The 18,060-nt window shown below is 46.9% G+C and carries 20 protein-coding genes; 3 read left to right on the forward strand and 17 right to left on the reverse strand.

All coding sequences use genetic code 11. The annotated features are described in order from the left end of the window. Positions 1-76: 76 nt before the first annotated feature. From sigF to ACYCS5_RS00845, 5 genes are all read right to left on the reverse strand, one after another. The gene (gene sigF, locus ACYCS5_RS00825; RefSeq protein ID WP_023989213.1) at positions 77-832 is read right to left on the reverse strand and encodes an RNA polymerase sporulation sigma factor SigF; all 756 of its coding nucleotides are present in this window, start codon (positions 830-832) and stop codon (positions 77-79) included. An 11-nt stretch (positions 833-843) separates the two neighbouring features. Next, the gene (gene spoIIAB, locus ACYCS5_RS00830) at positions 844-1,299 is read right to left on the reverse strand and encodes an anti-sigma F factor (protein WP_029517294.1); all 456 of its coding nucleotides are present in this window, start codon (positions 1,297-1,299) and stop codon (positions 844-846) included. Further along, the gene (gene spoIIAA / locus ACYCS5_RS00835; protein WP_459760658.1) at positions 1,296-1,649 is read right to left on the reverse strand and encodes an anti-sigma F factor antagonist; all 354 of its coding nucleotides are present in this window, start codon (positions 1,647-1,649) and stop codon (positions 1,296-1,298) included. The genes spoIIAB and spoIIAA overlap by 4 nt, the downstream gene beginning before the upstream one ends. 96 nt (positions 1,650-1,745) lie before the next feature. Then, the gene (locus ACYCS5_RS00840; RefSeq protein ID WP_342444162.1) at positions 1,746-2,939 is read right to left on the reverse strand and encodes a D-alanyl-D-alanine carboxypeptidase family protein; all 1,194 of its coding nucleotides are present in this window, start codon (positions 2,937-2,939) and stop codon (positions 1,746-1,748) included. A 213-nt stretch (positions 2,940-3,152) separates the two neighbouring features. Continuing rightward, the gene (locus ACYCS5_RS00845; RefSeq protein WP_459760659.1) at positions 3,153-4,799 is read right to left on the reverse strand and encodes a glycosyl hydrolase family 28-related protein; all 1,647 of its coding nucleotides are present in this window, start codon (positions 4,797-4,799) and stop codon (positions 3,153-3,155) included. Positions 4,800-5,001: 202 nt separating this feature from the next. Here ACYCS5_RS00845 and ACYCS5_RS00850 point away from each other — a divergent pair, with 202 nt between their 5' ends. Continuing rightward, a complete protein-coding gene (locus ACYCS5_RS00850) occupies positions 5,002-6,213 on the forward strand; it encodes an O-antigen ligase family protein (RefSeq protein WP_459760660.1) in 1,212 nt (403 codons plus the stop codon). A 125-nt stretch (positions 6,214-6,338) separates the two neighbouring features. On the opposite strand, the gene ACYCS5_RS00855 is transcribed toward ACYCS5_RS00850, so the two are convergent. The 7 genes from ACYCS5_RS00855 to ACYCS5_RS00885 form a co-directional block, all read right to left on the reverse strand. Further along, the gene (locus tag ACYCS5_RS00855) at positions 6,339-7,163 is read right to left on the reverse strand and encodes a purine-nucleoside phosphorylase (protein ID WP_013310786.1); all 825 of its coding nucleotides are present in this window, start codon (positions 7,161-7,163) and stop codon (positions 6,339-6,341) included. A 72-nt stretch (positions 7,164-7,235) separates the two neighbouring features. Continuing rightward, positions 7,236-8,180 carry a site-specific tyrosine recombinase XerD gene (xerD, locus tag ACYCS5_RS00860; protein WP_459760661.1) on the reverse strand — a complete coding sequence of 315 codons (945 nt, stop codon included), beginning with the start codon at positions 8,178-8,180 and terminating at the stop codon, positions 7,236-7,238. Positions 8,181-8,288: 108 nt separating this feature from the next. After that, complete coding sequence (locus tag ACYCS5_RS00865; protein WP_029517289.1) at positions 8,289-8,531, reverse strand: YqzK family protein; 243 nt, start codon at positions 8,529-8,531, stop codon at positions 8,289-8,291. 166 nt (positions 8,532-8,697) lie between these two features. Beyond that, a complete protein-coding gene (gene fur / locus ACYCS5_RS00870; RefSeq protein WP_013310789.1) occupies positions 8,698-9,195 on the reverse strand; it encodes a ferric iron uptake transcriptional regulator in 498 nt (165 codons plus the stop codon). A gap of 99 nt (positions 9,196-9,294) precedes the next feature. Then, positions 9,295-9,948, reverse strand: a complete 654-nt coding sequence (gene spoIIM / locus ACYCS5_RS00875; protein WP_029517288.1) for a stage II sporulation protein M — start codon at positions 9,946-9,948, stop codon at positions 9,295-9,297. Positions 9,949-10,136: 188 nt separating this feature from the next. After that, on the reverse strand, positions 10,137-11,333 hold the full coding sequence (locus ACYCS5_RS00880) for an endonuclease Q family protein (protein ID WP_029517287.1): 1,197 nt from the start codon (positions 11,331-11,333) through the stop codon (positions 10,137-10,139). Between the two features lie 4 nt (positions 11,334-11,337). Continuing rightward, entirely contained in the window at positions 11,338-11,949 is a 612-nt protein-coding gene (locus tag ACYCS5_RS00885; protein ID WP_029517286.1) for an NUDIX domain-containing protein, read from the reverse strand. 125 nt (positions 11,950-12,074) lie between these two features. Here ACYCS5_RS00885 and mciZ point away from each other — a divergent pair, with 125 nt between their 5' ends. Continuing rightward, positions 12,075-12,218 carry a Z-ring formation inhibitor MciZ gene (gene mciZ, locus ACYCS5_RS00890; RefSeq protein ID WP_080658620.1) on the forward strand — a complete coding sequence of 48 codons (144 nt, stop codon included), beginning with the start codon at positions 12,075-12,077 and terminating at the stop codon, positions 12,216-12,218. Positions 12,219-12,289: 71 nt separating this feature from the next. On the opposite strand, the gene ACYCS5_RS00895 is transcribed toward mciZ, so the two are convergent. Further along, positions 12,290-13,423 carry a tripeptidase T gene (locus tag ACYCS5_RS00895; RefSeq protein WP_459760662.1) on the reverse strand — a complete coding sequence of 378 codons (1,134 nt, stop codon included), beginning with the start codon at positions 13,421-13,423 and terminating at the stop codon, positions 12,290-12,292. Positions 13,424-13,508: 85 nt separating this feature from the next. Between ACYCS5_RS00895 and prli42 the strand changes: the two genes are divergently transcribed. Beyond that, the gene (gene prli42 / locus ACYCS5_RS00900) at positions 13,509-13,613 is read left to right on the forward strand and encodes a stressosome-associated protein Prli42 (RefSeq protein ID WP_023989226.1); all 105 of its coding nucleotides are present in this window, start codon (positions 13,509-13,511) and stop codon (positions 13,611-13,613) included. A gap of 120 nt (positions 13,614-13,733) precedes the next feature. Here the strand turns inward: prli42 and lipB are convergent, their stop codons facing one another. The 4 genes from lipB to ACYCS5_RS00920 all read right to left on the reverse strand — a co-directional run bounded on the left by lipB (position 13,734) and on the right by ACYCS5_RS00920 (position 17,974). After that, positions 13,734-14,432, reverse strand: coding sequence for a lipoyl(octanoyl) transferase LipB (lipB, locus tag ACYCS5_RS00905; RefSeq protein WP_029517284.1), 699 nt, complete (start codon positions 14,430-14,432; stop codon positions 13,734-13,736). 45 nt (positions 14,433-14,477) lie between these two features. Continuing rightward, on the reverse strand, positions 14,478-15,869 hold the full coding sequence (locus ACYCS5_RS00910; RefSeq protein ID WP_459760663.1) for a dihydrolipoamide acetyltransferase family protein: 1,392 nt from the start codon (positions 15,867-15,869) through the stop codon (positions 14,478-14,480). Between the two features lie 87 nt (positions 15,870-15,956). Continuing rightward, a complete protein-coding gene (locus ACYCS5_RS00915) occupies positions 15,957-16,943 on the reverse strand; it encodes an alpha-ketoacid dehydrogenase subunit beta (protein ID WP_029517282.1) in 987 nt (328 codons plus the stop codon). Between the two features lie 2 nt (positions 16,944-16,945). After that, positions 16,946-17,974: a thiamine pyrophosphate-dependent dehydrogenase E1 component subunit alpha gene (locus ACYCS5_RS00920; RefSeq protein WP_459760664.1), complete on the reverse strand. Its 1,029-nt coding sequence runs from the start codon at positions 17,972-17,974 to the stop codon at positions 16,946-16,948. Between the last annotated feature and the right edge of the window lie 86 nt (positions 17,975-18,060).

The following is an 18,060-nucleotide window of genomic DNA, read 5'->3' on the forward strand; positions in this document are numbered from 1 at the left end:
CTGACCATTAAAATGGCTTTGGAATACCCTTTAGAATTACGTAAGCATAAGGATTTCACTAAGATCCTGACTGTTATTATTGGGCAATCTGATCGCGGATCAGTTGTAAAATCTTTTTTTCCAGCCGTGATACCTGCACCTGAGAAATACCAAGCCGACTTGCAACCTCTGATTGCGTCTGATCCCGGTAATAGCGCAGGTACACAATCAACCGCTCCCGCTCAGATAGTCCGCCAATGGCCTCATTGAGTGCCAGCTTGTCAAACCATCTTTCCTGTGATTCGTCAGCAATCTGATCCATAAGTGTAATCGGATCACCGTCATTTTCGAACACCGTTTCGTGAATTGAAGTAGGCGGCTTATTGGCCTCCTGCGCAAAAACAACGTCCTCTGGCGTCACTCCCAACTCATCAGCAACTTCCTTGACTGTAGGCAGGCGGTTGAGCCGTTTGGATAGCTCGTCTTTCATTTTGCGGACCTTATTGGCCGTTTCCTTCAAGGAACGGCTAACCTTGAGTGTACCGTCATCACGCAGGAACCGTTGAATCTCACCGATAATCATCGGTACTGCATATGTTGAAAATTTGACTTCGTAGCTGAGATCGAATTTATCCACCGATTTTAACAAGCCAATGCAACCAATTTGAAAAAGATCGTCAGGTTCATACCCCCGGTTCATAAAGCGCTGCACGACAGACCAGACGAGCCGGATATTACTATTGACCAGTGTCTCACGAGCCTCATTATCACCGGATTGACTCAATGCAATAAGCCGCTTGACTTCCGCATCTTCTAAATAGCTGTGCGAAGTTTTTTTTCCTCCTGCTTCCATAGGATCAACTCCTAATTATATAAAGCTTTCTTGGATTCAATCCTTTTCTTCATCCGGACCGACGTGCCTCCGCCCGGCTCACTGACTGCTTCAAACTCATCCATGAAATTTTCCATAATTGTAAAGCCCATGCCGGAGCGTTCCAATTCAGGTTTGGACGTATATAAAGGCTGCTTGGCGAGTTCTAGATCCTCAATTCCTCGGCCTGCGTCCTCAACAACCAACGTGATCACGTCCGCTTCAATCCCGACTCTAATCGTTACGACACCTGACGGGTCGCTGTCATAGCCGTGAATGATACTGTTTGTCACCGCTTCAGACACCACGGTTTTCAAATCACTTAGCTCATCCATTGTGGGATCAAGCCTGGAAATAAAGGCCGCGACAGCCACACGAGCAAATGCTTCATTCTCGGATTTTGCAGCAAACTGCAAGCTCATGAAATTGTTACCCGTGCCTTCTCTCATGACACTACCTCCAGTTCCGTGAGCGCATTTCCCTCGTTTTCATAAATGGGCATGATTTTGAACAGCCCTGACATATCCAGCAGTCGGTGTACTGGCGGATTGACATCACAGACTGCCATTTTTCCGCCCTTTTGCTTGATCAGTTTGTACCGTCCCAAGATAACGCCAAGGCCGGAGCTATCCATAAACTGAAGATTCTTCAGGCTGAGCACAATATGCTCGCATTGCCGGCGCTGAATCGCCTCATCCATTTGCATACGGACCATGTCCGACGTATGGTGATCAAGCTCACCAGACAGCCTTACAATCAGTACCCCCCGGTGATGCTCCATTTCAATTTGCAGGTTCATGCTTGCTCACTCTCCTCCCGGTCTTGGACAAGGATTTCTACGTAGCCGCAGACGATTCCTGCCCTCCGACAAAACTAGAAGAAAACCCCGTAAAATCTACAAAGAAAATAGGTTCGACATGGTACGTTTAAACAATTTCCACCATCCGGCCTTCTCGATAGCCACAGGCGAAGTGATATTAAACTCCTTAAGCCGTTGTCCATCCTGATAGACGACCAGCTTACCAACTGGGTCACCAGCCTGGACAGGAGCTTTGAGGCTTGGGGCCAGTTGCAATTCATGACGCAACGTTTGTTTGTTGCCACCTTTTTTCACCAGCACACTGTAAGAACGGTCAGCCTGAATTTTCAGCTCTGGCAACACGCCTTTTTCAACTTTTACGCTGCCCAGCAATTCACCCGGCTTGTATATGGATTTCATTGTATATTGAGAAAATGCATAGTCGAACATGGAAGACACTTCATTGTTGCGTATCTTCGTATTTGGCTCCCCGAGCACGACAGCCACGACACGCAAGCCATCACGCTTCGCAGTAGCGGAAAGACAGAACTTTGCTTCTGCCGTATAGCCTGTTTTCAGCCCGTCTGCTCCAGTATAGAAACGGACAAGTTTATTCGTATTCACCAGCCAAAAGGGCTTGACTGAGGACTTACGCAAATAGTCCTGATAGGCTCCCGTATATTTCGTAATTTGCGGGTATTTCAACAACTCCCGACTCATAACCGCAATATCATGCGCAGAAGAATAGTGATTCTCTACGGGTAAACCGTTGCAATTGGCAAAATGCGTATCCTTGAGCCCGAGTTGCTGCACCTTGGCGTTCATCATCTCAACAAATGCCTGCTCAGACCCTGCAAGTTTCTCAGCCATCGCCACAGAGGCGTCGTTGCCTGAAGCCATCGCAATTCCCTTCAGCATCTCATCGACCGTCATTTCTTCTCCCGGCTCCAAGAAAATTTGCGAGCCTCCCATTGAAGACGCATATTCGCTGGCCCGAACTTTATCAGTCAGCTTAAGCTTGCCATCCTGAATGGCCTCCATTGTCAGCAACATCGTCATAATCTTGGTGATGCTCGCTGGAGGAAGCTTTTCACGACTGTTTTTTTCATAGATGACTGTGCCCGTATCTGCATCCATCAGGATCGCCGAGAGAGCCTGGGGAGCTAGCTCAGCCGCTGATCCCTCTTTGGTTTTGCTTTCAGGTATACTTTCTTCGGCCCAACCGCCGACAGGGACGGCAGTCAAGGCTACCAGGCAAGCCAGGATGAACGCCACCACTTTTTTCTTCACAATCGGTTCCCTCCTCAACATATTGGCGTAAACCACCGGAGCCTATTTACTTACTCCTCCGGCCTATTCGCGTGCTGCTAACCATTGTCGTCAGAATGAAAGAAAAATATTCCATATGACTAAAAACATCAAATAGCACCAAGCTGAGTCAGCATGGTGCGCATTTTCCAATATATAAAAAGACAGAACATCTATCGTCTGTGAAATAATTGTTTAAATTCGGCTTACGGTGAGATATGTGATACCTCCACCTGGTAGAATATCCATTGCATTTTGACTGAACACCCGTATATCAATAAAAGAATTCGCTTCCAGTCTAAGTTCCATTGCTCCACTCAATGCACTATAGTTCAGTCCACCAATTACCCTGTCATCGAGATAAGCATAGGCGGAACTCCCGGCAAGCTGCTCATCATTCAAGTGAAGTGCTAACCGTGTACGGTTTCCATCCACTTGGGGATCGGTCGAAATGTAGACTTGTATTCTGTATTTCCCAGCTCGCTTGGCTCGCCATCGACTATTCACCGCATCGAATTCGATCAGCTCATCCTGGTTGATTTGATTGAACTTCACCTTCTGCCAGCTACCTGCCGGAAGATTTTGCCTCGCTCCCAGGTAGGCTTTAACAAAGGTTTCGTCCAAATGCTCAATTCCGTTGTTCGAGTATTTCTCGACCAGCAGCAAAGCCTGCCCTGTCCCATTATTCTCGTCATAACGATTATTGTTATAGTTAAAATCCAAATGTGAGCGAAGTGTCACCTGCTGTGTGGAAGAGCTACCAGAGAAAGAAATAAGCTTTTTTAGATTACGGGGATACCCTCCCACCTCGTCCACCAAAACTTTTTTGCCAATGACCACATCTACAAAATAGTTACATACGGATTGGGTATCATTGAATTTATCCGCTATCGCTAAAATGGAGTCACGCAATGCCACATTTTTGGTTTCTTTAGTAGCACCAATTTGAATAAAAGAAGGTACTGTCTTCTTATGCTCTCTGCTTAGTCCCTCAAACCAGCAGCCTATAAATTCAGCGTTCATAAAATCATTAATTAGAATGGGAATATCATTGGAACTTCCATCCTTAATGTGCTGGCTAGCCAAAAATCTAGCCCCGTTGGAGCTATTCAGATCCAATGCCGTATCGTTCCCCAATGTAAAAAGCGCTATGCTAGTAAACTGTGAACTTCTGTTCTGCAAGTGAATCCCTGTTTTATTGTAATTAATCTCTGTGCATTTAAATAAATTGACATCACTTTCGTAGCCCCAAAAAGCCGTTTCAAAATGCTCAATTAGGACATTATCCAGGGCAACTCCGCCACCCTTCCAATCCTGAATACCCAAAGTACCTTTACCATAATATCCACGCTTCACCGACTGCGAAAACGGATTATTTAATGTGGCTCTGTCAGCCCCCTCGTACCGGATCGATAAGTCATGAAACTGCACATTTTGAAATCCGCTAAACGAAGGTAGACTTTCATCTCCAATTTGGAAACAAGGGCCCGTACCATAATATTCAATCGACGTAACCCCTTTGCCTTGTCGGTATCTGCCCTTATGAATGCCAAAAATGCGCACACCCTGCTTGCGAATCTGTAGGGTAGAGGTTATTTTGTATCGTCCACTGGGAATGTGAAGAATAGAATAATCGGGGGTCTTATTAATCAATTCCTGCAAAGCTGCCGTATCATCCTGAATACCATCACCAGCAGCTCCAAACCAGCTTACGTTTACACTGCGTTCAATGAATTCTTTTTCAATGGTTTTAAAATTTTCATTTAATTGCTGCGGCGTTAACTCTTTGCCCGTACCACTCAAATTCAACTTCAAACGGTCTGTAAAAAAATGATCCGCCACCCGAACACCCCCATGTTTAAAACGTAAAAAGTTCCTCTTTGACCAGCCGAAGAATTCTTCATTTTCTTAGCATGGACTGAGTATATGCACAAGAGGGCTTGCTCTAGGCTTAAGAAAAATGAAAATAAATATTTTATTATTATTGTACAAGAGGATACGTTTTGTATATTATAGATACATAATGTATCCAGGTGGTGAAATCGTGAAACATGTACTTACAGTAGCTGGTTTACTAGCTTTTTCGATTCCTTATGCTTGTCAGGGTTTGTCCCCCAGAGTTATCACGATTTCCCTGCTTATCCTGTTGTTCAGCTATACCATGCTACTACCTTCACTCAAGTCATTGATCGCAACCTTAGCCGACAATCCATTGCTTACTTTACTCATGCTGTACATCGCTGCCTCCTGTTTATGGGCTGAACAAGAGCAGACCTCTTCCTTGCTGATGGTTCTCAAATTTCTTGCCTTCTCTACCTTTGGTCTCTATTTGGTCACCCATTATACAACACAGGGCTGCATTCGCCTCTTAGTCGTTACGTTAAGTATTTTGAGCATACTCAATCTACTCGGCGTTTTGCTCGTTCCCTCCTTTGCTATTCATGGCGGCGTAGAACATACTGGGCTATGGAAGGGCATCTCTGGTCATAAAAATACACTTGGAACTCTCTCTCTGTTAAGTTTTGTTTCACATGTTATTTACTTTTTCAGGGGTAAACATAAAGTTTTGCATATTGGCTTCATCTTACTCAATGCCTTATTGCTCATCGAGTGCCAATCTACCACCTCTTTGGTGCTGACATCTTCGCTCTTCGTATTTATATTATTTATATTGCTATTCAAGAGAATCCGAAGCGTTGCGTTGCGCGGTTTCTTCATTAGCTGTTCCTGCTTGCTCGTTCTTTTGGGTTTGATATTCACCTTTACTTATGGAGATGCGATTGCGTCGGAATTTGGAAAAACAACGACCTTAACTGGAAGAACGGAAATCTGGCAGGGGATTGGTGGTGCTATTCAGAGCCATTACTGGTTCGGACATGGTTACGGCTCCTACTGGGCAGCCCGGCCCAGTATCTATGCAAATGGAATTCGATTTGATCTGACAAGCAGCCATAGCGGTTTCCGAGATCTGTGGATCGATGTGGGCCTTACAGGACTACTGGCAACAATTACAATCGCCATAACCACTTTATTTAAATTCAGAATTGGTAAAGCAGATATGTATACATGGTTGACGGCAGCTGTTTTTTTCTTGTTTATCATATTGAACAATATAACGGACAGTCGTTTCCTGAACTCGCTATCCATTTACTGGATTATTTTTATGGTTATCGTGATTAAGGTGCAAGAACAACATAAACTGGCTGTGGCAGAAAAAGCGAATTCAACTGCATTGAGCACACAGCCTCTTCATTAGGAGGTCATACTCAGCTCAACCGCTGTATGTAAAAAAAGAACCCCGTACCCACGCCAACAAAAGGCGTTCGGATATAGGGTTCTTGGGATATATGTCCACCACTTCGGTTGAACATGATCCCCAATCTACATTTGTGGAATAATCGCTAGCACAAGTTTTAAAAATTGCTCACGTACCTTCTCTGCCGTCTCCATCACTTCACCATGGGACAAAGGCTGATCCAGAATGCCTGCGGCCATATTCGTGATACAAGAGAAGCCCAGCACCTCAATTCCTGCATGACGGGCTACAATAACCTCAGATACGGTCGACATACCCACTGCATCTGCACCCAGTGTACGCAGCATGACGATTTCAGCAGGCGTTTCATAGTTAGGTCCCAGCAATCCAGCATATACACCTTCCTGCAGGCTGAAGCCCTGTTGGTTAGCCGTTTGCTTGGCAATTTCACGCAAACGGCGGCTGTACGCCTCCGACATATCTGGAAAACGAACGCCCAGACCGGCATCGTTTGGTCCAATCAGCGGATTTTGTCCTGTCAGATTAAGATGATCCGAGATGACCATCAGATCGCCTGCTTCGTAGGAAGTATTTACACCACCTGCTGCATTCGTCACCAGCAGACTTTGAATCCCTAATTGCTTCATCACCCGAACTGGGAAAGCCGTCAGCTGCGGGCCATAGCCCTCATACATATGAAAGCGCCCTTTCATCATGACGACAGCGCGACCTTCAATCGTGCCTAACAGTAATTCACCCTCGTGACCTTCTACCGTCGATACAGGAAAATGGGGAATATCCTGATAAGGAATACTAATTCCATCCTGAATTAAATCGGCCAGAATACCGAGACCCGATCCCAGAATAAGGCCAATCTCTGGACGTATTCCGCTCTTGGCGCGGATATAATCTGCTGCTTCCTGAATTGTAGCTTGGTTGGCTGTTGACATTAATATCTCTCCTGACTTGTACAATCGTAAAGTTATAGTCATTATCACATTTTCTATGAAACCAAAGTATCGTTATGTTCGATCTTTGCTTTCATGAGAAGTGCGGTTGCCGCCGTGCGGGTGATGCTTTTCATATACTTCCTTCATATTCCGTCTGGCCGTCTGCGCATATACCTGCGTCGTTGACAGATCAGCATGACCCAGCATTTCCTGTACAGAGCGTAAGTCCGCTCCGCCCTCCAGCATATGTACCGCAAAGGAATGCCGCAGCGTGTGGGGCGTGATATCCTCGCTTATGCCTGCTTCCTGGCCGTACTTCTTAATCATTTTCCAGAAGCCCTGTCTACTGAGACGCTGTCCAGATACGTTCAGGAACATGGCTTCCTGCTCTACCTGAGCTTCTTCACCCTGCCCGGATCTCAGCAATAATAGACGCTGCTCGTCCATATAGGCTTGTGCCCAATGTGATGCCTCACGGCTGATCGGTACAACACGCTCCTTGCCTGCCTCGCCGCCACAATGCACAAAGCGCAGATCGGTGCGCACATCACGCACGTTTAAGGCAATCAGCTCTGATACGCGAATGCCCGTCGCATACAGCAACTCCAGCATCGTCTTGTCTCGCACCCCTTGCGGGGCAGTCACATCTGGCGCGGCCAGCAAACGCTCTATCTCATCCTGCGTTAGCACCGAGGGCTTCTTTTTAGTCGCTTTGGGCAGCTCCAGCAGAACAGACGGATCATGGATCGTAATTCCCTCCCGAATAAGAAAATGAAAAAAGGAGCGAATGGAGGCGACGCTACGTGATATTGTCGCCGCAGCCTTTCCCTGTTCCTTCAAATGGCCCAAATACAGTACCAGATGTGACCGTTGGACATTATCCGGCTGTTCAATACCACAGCTTTCTGCGAACTCGACAAACTGCTGTACGTCTCGTTGATACGCTTCCAAAGTGCTGCGCGACAAACCCTTTTCCTCTTCCATAAATTGAACGAAAGGTTGAATGTACATTTTCATGAGTTCCAAAAGTCTCCTTGTTCTGCATACAGCGGTTCAGTCTCAGCGCCTGCTTCTTCGTGTGCTACCTTCATCATTTCATAAGCTCGTCAAGACCGATTACTTAGACTATTCACCATACCAGTAAAAGAAACGTAAACGTTCTAACACTGCTATTCGATGCTCGGACCCTTCATTTACTTTTTGTCCGCCAAATACCTTCACTGCATGTCCTTCCGGTATTCGGTAATGATCTACAGGTGTTATCCAATCTGTAAACAGCCTGAGGCTAAAAAAGAACATACATGCCAGCGCACCGAACAAGATTACCAAACGCAGCCATTTTAGTCCTCTCCGCAACGATAGTACCATGTGGATCAGCCGCCTTTTCCCCATAATATGGTCCTAATTAGGACTCTCTATGGAAGGGTATGACAAGCTATTCCTTTTTATACCGCTTAATCCCGAACAACAGGCTCCGAACCAAAAAAGCTCTCCCGAACGCATCTTCGTCGGTGAGAGCTTGGGTAGTCAGCTTTTAGTCCTGAGATTTGTTTTTTCTGGATTTGCCCAAAGATTTCTGAGCGGTCGTATCGTTCTTCGCCTTACAACGATAACAAATACCGTGGAAGTCCAAACGATGATCCACTACGGTAAAGTTATATTCCCGTTCCAAGCGCTCCTCCAATGGTCCAAGCCAATCTTCCAGTATTTCATCTACACTGCCACACTGCACACATATCAAATGGTGATGGTGATGTTTGGTTGTATCGCCGCGCAAATCATAACGCGCAACGCCATCACCAAAATTAATTTTCTCCACGACATGCAGTTCACTTAGCAGTTCTAGGGTACGGTATACGGTTGCCAGACCGATTTCGGGAGCTTTCTCTTTGACGAGCATAAATACATCTTCCGCACTCAGATGATCATCTTCGTTCTCAAGTAAAACTCTGACGGTGGCTTCCCGCTGAGGCGTTAGTTTGTAGCCCTGGGATTGCAGCTGCTGCTTAATTTTTTCGATCCGTGCTTCCATGTGTCTCCCTCCCCCTGCAAAGCTACTGCCTACTGCACTTTTTTCACTCCTATTATTATAGGGGGTCTATACAAATAAAGTCAAACATTTTGAAACGGATCAAGATGACACGGAAGCTGTCAGCATAGGAGTGACCCATTGCATCATAACCGGGGTGATCCAAGTTTCAAAGGACGCGCTACCAATAAGAAGCACGATCATCACAGCAGTCAACCCTGCGTAAGACAGCAACGGACGCAGCATTCCGTCTGACGGCCGGGTAGCGAGTATTTTGGTTTTGATCATATGGATGGAAAAAGTCATCGCAGCCACGCTGCAGACGAGCAGTACCGGAATCACGAGCAGGTTATGGGGAGCAACTGAAACCAAAGAAAATAGCAGTCCTTTCCACGAATATTGCCCCACCAGATAACCTACTGAAAATCCGATTAGCACACCCTTGAGGAAATTCAATACAAGAATACCCGGTAGACCAATAACCGAAAGGCCACACACCCAAATTAGGCCGACCCATTTCAGATGTAAAGATACGCTATCCCAAAAGGTCGAAGCCGCCTGCGAATCAGCGAATCCCTGTTCGTTTTGATTGACCGTTACAAAAAAATCCTTCAGGTAACGGGACAAATCCTGTAACTGCTCCAGCGAGAGTGCGTTTACCATAAGTGCGCCAAAGACGACTCCCACCAGAAACAGCACAGCCAAGAACACATAATATGGCGTCTGATCCTTTAACGTATGACGAAACCATTGCATCGGCGTCCTGCCCCTTTCATCTGCTTGTTTGTCCAAAAAACAACCGTAATCCGACGGCTGATGGCTAGAAATGGGGCAGCTTTCGCTGCGGATCAAACATCACGAATGATGTGCCAAGCCAGCGGCATAGATAATTTATGGTTATGAACAAGCAGACGCTGATATGCCTTTAGAGGGACAAGACTTTACTAGGACTTAGCTATTTTGCCGTATGTTCCACCACCACCGGATACAAGCGACAGTCGCCCCTCGCGTGAAAGCACAATTTGCTCTGCCAGCACTTTTCCGACGACTGCTGCTAACTCCTCCTGTGTAACCTCATGTAAAATATTCATTTCTGTTCCAAATGCAGCCAATAGCTGGTTCAGCTTGGCTTTGCCCAGACCTGGAATAAATTCCAGTGGAATCTGGTAAATGTACGGCGGACGATGGGAGGGAATCATGGGTTGCTCACGGTCGGCAATGCTCCATATTCGATCCAGCACTCCTCGCACCAGCTTGGTATGACCACAGTCAGGACAGCGTTCATCCGCCATCTGTTGCTCGTCAATAATCGTACCGCAGCTTTGACAGTAAGAGCGATGGTATTTGCCCAGTTTTGGATTTAATCCGTAGTTGGCACGCACCCGTCGTCCTTCCCGCCGCTCCAAAGCCATTCTGAATTCATCAAAACACGGCTTCGCCAGTGATAATTTATTGTATTCTCGTCCGATTTTCCCGAGTGAATGGGCATCTGAATTCGTGAGAAAGCTGAAGCGATCCAGTTCCGAAATTAAACCGGCCATAGACGAATCTGCGCTCAGTCCCAGCTCCACCCCACTAATGAGCTCCATATCCAGCAGTTCCTCCATACGGGCCGCTGAACTGCCGTATATGCCCTTATGAGGAGTAAACACGTGCGCTGGCACCATAATGCCTCCACGTCCGTAAATTTGCTGCTGCAACTCACGTGGCGGTGCATAGATTCGTTGTGAGCTGAGATTAACATTTTTCATATGCCGGGCCAGCCATTGGGTAAAATCCTCCATCGCCGCCAGATCTGGAAAGTAGGCCAGTACGTGCGCCTCAGGGCGACCTTCAGCACGTATTTCCAGCTCCGTGCCAAGGAGAATAACCGTATCCTGGTATGCGATACCGCCGCCGCTGATTTCCTTCATTTCACCCGTATGTAAATAGGTACGAATATCCTCCTGTACATTAGGTGCATGGCAGTCAATGATACCGATCAGCCCAATTCCTTTGCGACCGGAGGCTTCCTTAGCTATGTTGGCAAAGGTCAGATCGCGACTGCCACTAATTTTGACCGGATTTCCCTTCTCTGTCCTGCCAATATGAATATGCAAGTCTGCAAAGTAGTCGTTAAGTTCTACTATATTTTCATCCATACGCTTAGAAGCTCCCTGTAAGTTGGCGGAGTTGCCATGCATAGACGGCCAAAATCGTTTTGGCATCACTAATCCGTCCTTCACGAATGAGCGTCTGTGCTTCTTCCAGCGTCACCTCAAACAGCTCCAGAAATTCATCCTCATCCGGTTCCATCTCACCTAACTCCAGCTCTTCGGCCACATACAGATGAATGATTTCATCCGCAAACCCAGGAGAGGTATAAAAGGAATGCAGCAGCTTCAACGACTTGGCAGTATAACCTGTCTCTTCTCTCAGCTCACGTCCCGCTGCTTCCATCGGGTCTTCACCCCGCTCCAGCTTACCTGCAGGAATTTCCACCTCACAGCGCCCCATCGCCTGTCTGTACTGGTCCACGACCAGCATTTTCCCTTCATGTAGAGCCAAAACAGCCACCGCACCTGGATGCTTTACGATCTCACGCTTTCCAGTGGAGCCGTCGGGAAGCTCTACCGTGTCCACCTGTAATGTAATAACCTTTCCCTCAAAGATAGGCTGTGTGGACACGGTCTTTTCGTCTAGCGCAGGATTCGAATAAGGCTTGCGAGGTGCATCGTTTGTTGAATTGTTCAATTGTCCATTCGTTTGCTCGTTCATCAGTAAGTTTCCTCCTTCATATCTATCTTTCTTTATTAATTATCACCAAAGTTAGTCTAACTTGTCCACTTTGTACATAAGCTGGTGGTAGAATAACAAACTTCCTGTCATGAGGAGATGCAGAAATGAAAAGCTACCGTACTGAAAGCACCCTCCATATCGTTGGTAAAGCTTGGCAGATTCAAGCACTCTTGCGCCAATGGCAAAAGGAACACGGACCTACAGCCACTATCGCTTCGCTAGTTGTTCCAAAAAAGGTTCAGGTCTAAAGACGAAGGAACACTGTTCCTGTCTTTAACCTGAACCTTTTTTCAATATATTGCAAGTGTATGATACAAGTTTATTTTGTGGTTTCTTGAATCAGAGCTACGACAACTTCAGCAACCTTCACCAGGTCATCGGCCTTGATCTTTTCCTCTGTTGTATGGATGTTCTGATAGCCCACAGCCAAATTCACCGTCGGAATTCCAAGCCCGTTGAACACATTTGCATCTGAGCCACCACCGGAATGAAAGGTTGGCGTTTCCAGTCCCAGTCCTTGAATTGCACGTTGTGCAACCTGTACAACTTCATCATGCTCCGTAAAGCTGAATGCCGGATAGATGACTTCACTGCGGAACTCTCCCTGTGCACCAAATTCGCGTGCGGTGGTTTCCAGCGATTCACGCATATGCTGAATTTGATGATTAACCTTTTCCTGCACAATACTACGTGCCTCTGCACGGATCAACACAAAATCGCATACCACATTCGTCGCGCCGCCGCCCTCAAAACTGCCGATGTTAGCGGTCGTTTCCTTATCAATCCGTCCTAGTTTCATTTTAGAAATTGCTTTAGAAGCGACCTGAATGGCACTAATGCCATCTTCGGGATTTACCCCCGCATGAGCGGACTTCCCAGTAATCTTCATTTCAATACGTGCCTGCGTGGGGGCAGCTATACAAATAGAGCCGACCTCACCATTCGAATCCAAAGCATATCCGAAATCAGAATCTAGCACGTCTGGCTTCATCGCACGTGCCCCCATCAAACCAGATTCCTCGCCAGCCGTAATCACGAACTGGATTTGACCATGGGGAATATTCTGTTCACGCACGACACGAATCGCCTCGAACAAAGCAGCAATTCCCGCCTTGTCGTCAGACCCCAGAATCGTTGAACCGTCACTACGAATCCAGCCATCCTCACCCAACTGCGGCTTAATGCCTTTACCCGGAGTAACGGTATCCATGTGGCAGGTAAAAAATAATTTGGGTGCTTGCTCTACACCTTCCGCTTTCCAGGTGACGATCAGATTGCCTGAACCATGTCCAGTTCTTTCACGAGAATCGTCTTCCATTACTTCCAGCCCGAGAGCATTAAACTTTTCTTTTAGGACGCGTGATATTTCCTGCTCATTTCTCGTTTCGCTATCCACCTGTACGAGTTCCATAAATTCCTGTACGATTCGGTCTTTTACTACTTTTACTGTCATTAAACTTTCCTCTCTTTCCCGATTACGCTACAATACGGATAGATGTTCTTATCTATGACTTAAACCTATCCTAAAGGAGTTACACATGTCGAACAAAAAATGGGTTCGTTTTTTCGTCTACATTATGCTCGCAGCTATGATTGGTTCTACACTGTTCATGGTAATTGAGCCGTTTATTATGCCACTATAATAACTATACCGCTCAAGGTATCCGGCTGCTCTAAGGCATTATGAAGCCTTGAGTGGACGAGCTGTTACGTAAAGCAAACAGGCGGGCTCCCGTGTAAATACACAATAGCCCGCCTTACCTTTATTGGAAAGAATGCGTTTGCCATTGCGCAGCAAATGAAAATTGCTGTTCAAAGTACGGTACAATTTCCTTCGCAATCTGCTCCACCGACGTAGGCTTCTGTATGCAGTCCTCCAATGATGTCACACCGTATTCCTGAATTCCGCACGGGACAATGCCCTCAAAGCCCTCATGCTGTATCCCTGATTTGATGTTAAAGGCAAAGCCATGGCTGGTTACGAAGCCCCGGCGGTGCTTACACTTGTTGAATTTGACACCAATGGCCGCAATTTTAAGATTCCCGATCCATACCCCCGTATATTCAGGCTTACGACTTCCCTCAACCCCATAAGATGCCAACAACCGAATGATCACTTCCTCCAGACTTCGAAGGTATCCATGCAGATTCAGCGCCTCCCGGTTGCCGAGCATAAGTAGAGGATATCCGACAAGCTGCCCCGGCCCATGATATGTAATGTCTCCCCCACGGTCAATCTGAAAGACGCTGATTCCCTGCTCCTTCAGTTGCTCTGGTGTGAGGAGCAAATGCTCAGGATGCCGCTGAGAGCCAATCGTGTAGGTCGGTGGATGCTGGAGAAGCATAAGCGTTTCTCTTGCCTCTCCCGCATCCAGCTTTCCCACAATCTCCTTCTGGACATCCCATGCATGGGCATATTCCATCCTATTCGTATAGGTTACATCAAGCGGTCGTCTGTTCACGGCCTGTCACTTCCTCTCCGTACATTTCCTCAACTGTTCGGATGATTAGTACAGCTTCGTATCCAAAGTGTAGCCTTCAAGATTTTCTTTAACCCGTTGCAAGAATCGTCCACAGATCACTCCATCCAAAATACGATGATCCAGCGACAAGCACAAATTAGCCATTGAGCGAACTGCAATCATATCATCGATAACCACGGGTCTTTTGACAATGGATTCAAAGGTAAGAATTGCAGCCTGCGGATAGTTAATCACCGGATAAGATAAAATGGAACCAAAGGAGCCTGTGTTGTTTACAGTGAACGTTCCGCCTTGCATGTCGTCCAATTTGAGCGTGCCTTCCCGGGTTTTACGTGCCAAATCGTCAATTTCACGAGCTAAGCCAGCAATATTTTTCTGATCGGCTTTTTTAATAACAGGAGTAAGAACGGAGTCCTCTGTACCCACGGCCAACGAAATATTGATGTCTCTTTTGATGATAATTTTATCCACTGCCCATACCGAATTCATGATCGGATATTCCTTGATTGCATTCACAACTGCTTTCATGAGAAAAGCCAGATACGTAATATTGATGCCTTCTTTTTGTTTGAACTCGTTTTTGATCTTGTTGCGGAGCATCACCAGGTTGGTCACATCCACCTCAATCGTCGTCCATGCATGTGGAATTTCGGAAACACTTTGTCGCATATTGCGAGCAATTGCACTGCGAATGGGTGTAACATCAATAAAATACTCGGATCTGTTATTGTTGCCACCCTCAACTTCGATCACAGGAGCTTTTGGAGCCTCCGTCAAATGAATCCCACTGTTACGAACCGGAATAGCAGGGTCCATATTTTGAATCGGTGTACTGTACTGAGGGGCAGACTGCTGTCTTCCTGCAAAAGGAGAGCCTTGTCCTGTTGCCGTTACAGTCGGCTGTCCAGATGCTCCAGTGGGAGCGGAACTGCCCTGCTGCACATAATTCAGCACGTCTTTGCGGGTAATTCGTCCCCCCATGCCCGTGCCTGGTACTTGGCTTAAGTCCACATTATGCTCAGCAGCCAGGGTTTGCACCGCTGGGGAAAACCGTCCTCTCATGGACTGATCCGATCCAGCACTCTGCCGAGATTGTGTTTGTACGGTGCTTTGAGATGCTGGTGCAACAGGTGTCGCCCCTGATGCCACTGCAGGTGCAGCCGACTTCGTCTGAATACGGCAAATTAACTCACCTACCGCTACTGTCTGACCTTCCTCTGCCAACAGATCACCCATAATGCCGTCCAATGTGGATGGAATTTCTGCATTCACTTTATCTGTAATAACCTCGCAAATCGGCTCGAATTGCTCTACCGTTTCCCCAGGTTGTTTGAGCCATTTGGCAATTGTCGCCGATACGAGCGATTCTGCCAATTGTGGCATGGTCACGTCGTTCCATTGTGTTTGGTCTGACATTTTTTCAACTCCTTAACATCATAGAAGGGCGCGTTTTACCGCTACCCCACTACACTTTTGGAATGCTTTCGTCCAATCTTCCCTATATTAATACATTGCAAGACGGCGCATGGCTTCCTTCACTTTATCCTTGTTTAACATATAAAACTTCTCCATCGGTGGGCTAATCGGCATGGCTGGCACATCAGGAGCACATAGGCGCTCAATCGGTGCATCCAGCTCGAACAGACATTCCTCATTAATAATAGCCGATACCTCGGCACCGATGCCGCCCGTTTTGTTGTCCTCATGCACGATTAATACCTTACCCGTATGTCGTGCAGCCTCAACAATGGCTTCGCGGTCCAGCGGTTGGAGTGTGCGCAAATCCACAACCTGTGCAGTAATGCCCTCTTCCTTCTCCAATTCCTCAGCAGCCTGCATGACAAAATGCAAAGGCTGGCTATAACCGATGACCGTAATATCGTCACCCTCACGTAATAGATTAGCCTTGCCAATCGGAACGATATAATCATCCTCAGGCACTTCACCCTTGATCAGCTTGTAGGATTTTTTATTTTCAAAAAATAGCACTGGATCAGGGTCACGAATGGCTGCTTTCAGCAATCCTTTTGCGTCATAAGGTGTAAATGGAGCAACAATTTTCAAACCCGGCGTACCAAAAAAGATAGATTCTGGACACTGAGAGTGATACAAACCGCCAAAGATCCCTCCACCGATTGGTGCGCGAATTACAACAGGACAGTTCCAATCGTTGTTAGAGCGGTAGCGGATTTTAGCTGCTTCACTAATAATCTGATTCGTCGCCGGAAGCATGAAGTCCGAATATTGCATTTCAGCAATCGGCTTCATTCCGTACATGGCTGCACCAATCGCTACCCCGGCAATAGCCGACTCAGCCAATGGCGTATCCATGACACGTTGCTCACCGAATTGGTCCATCAGTCCCTTTGTCGTTGTAAAGACACCGCCCTTCACCCCAACATCCTCACCTAATACAAAAACTGTTTCATCCTGCTCCATCTCTTCTTTCATCGCAAGACGAATCGCATCAATATATTCCATAATCGCCATCGTTACAGGCCCTCCCCATCGCTATCTGCATACACATGCAGCAGCGTATCTTCGGGCTTTGGAAAAGGCGCATTATCTGCATATTCAATCGCTTCCTTGATTTCGAGCAGCAGCTCAGCCGACAGATCCGCATCCTTGGCCTCATCCCAAATGCCGCATTCAATCAAGTAGCTTTTCATACGGGCTACGCCATCCTTGGCCCAATTCTCATCCACTTCCTCCTTGGTTCGGTAAGCCAGATCATTATCCGAGGTGGAGTGAGGAGACAGGCGGTACATCATGGCTTCGATCAACGTAGGACCTTCACCACGGACAGCACGTTCCCGTGCTTCTTTCACCGCCGCATATACGGCCAACGCATCATTACCATCGACTCGAATCCCTGGGAATCCATATCCCAATGCTCGGTCGCTTACCTTGCCTGCCAACTGTTTATGAATCGGAACCGATATCGCATATTGATTGTTCTCGCACATAATGATGACTGGCAGCTTCTGTACACCAGCAAAGTTACAGCCCTCGTGAAAATCTCCCTGATTGCTGGAGCCTTCCCCAAACGTAACAAATGATACCAAATCCTTTTTCTGCATTTTGGCAGCCAAAGCTACACCCACTGCATGCGGAACCTGTGTCGTTACTGGGCTGGAGCCTGTCACAATACGTAGCCGTTTACTACCAAAATGACCTGGCATCTGGCGACCACCGCTATTGGGATCATCTGCCTTAGCAAATGCCGACAGCATCAGTTCGCGCGGCGTCATTCCTACCGCAAGCACGAATCCATAATCCCGATAATAGGGAAGAAAATAGTCCTTTTCCCGGTCAAGGGCGAAAGCTGCACCTACTTGTGCCGCCTCCTGTCCAATGCCAGAAACGTGGAAATTAATTTTCCCTGCCCGTTGCAGGAGCATGTTGCGCTCGTCAAATCTTCTTGCGAGCAACATATATCTGTACATATCAATAACTTGTCCGTGAGTAAGTCCCAGCTGTTCATGTCTGAAGCCAGCGTCTACAGCGCCTTTAGAACTCATTGAGGCACCTCCTTAAGTGTCAAACATCCTACTTCCAGTTCCTAGTACCATCTTGTCTTAAAACCTGGTACTAAACTCTGGCTAAC

This window comes from Paenibacillus sp. SEL3 (genome assembly GCF_054602585.1).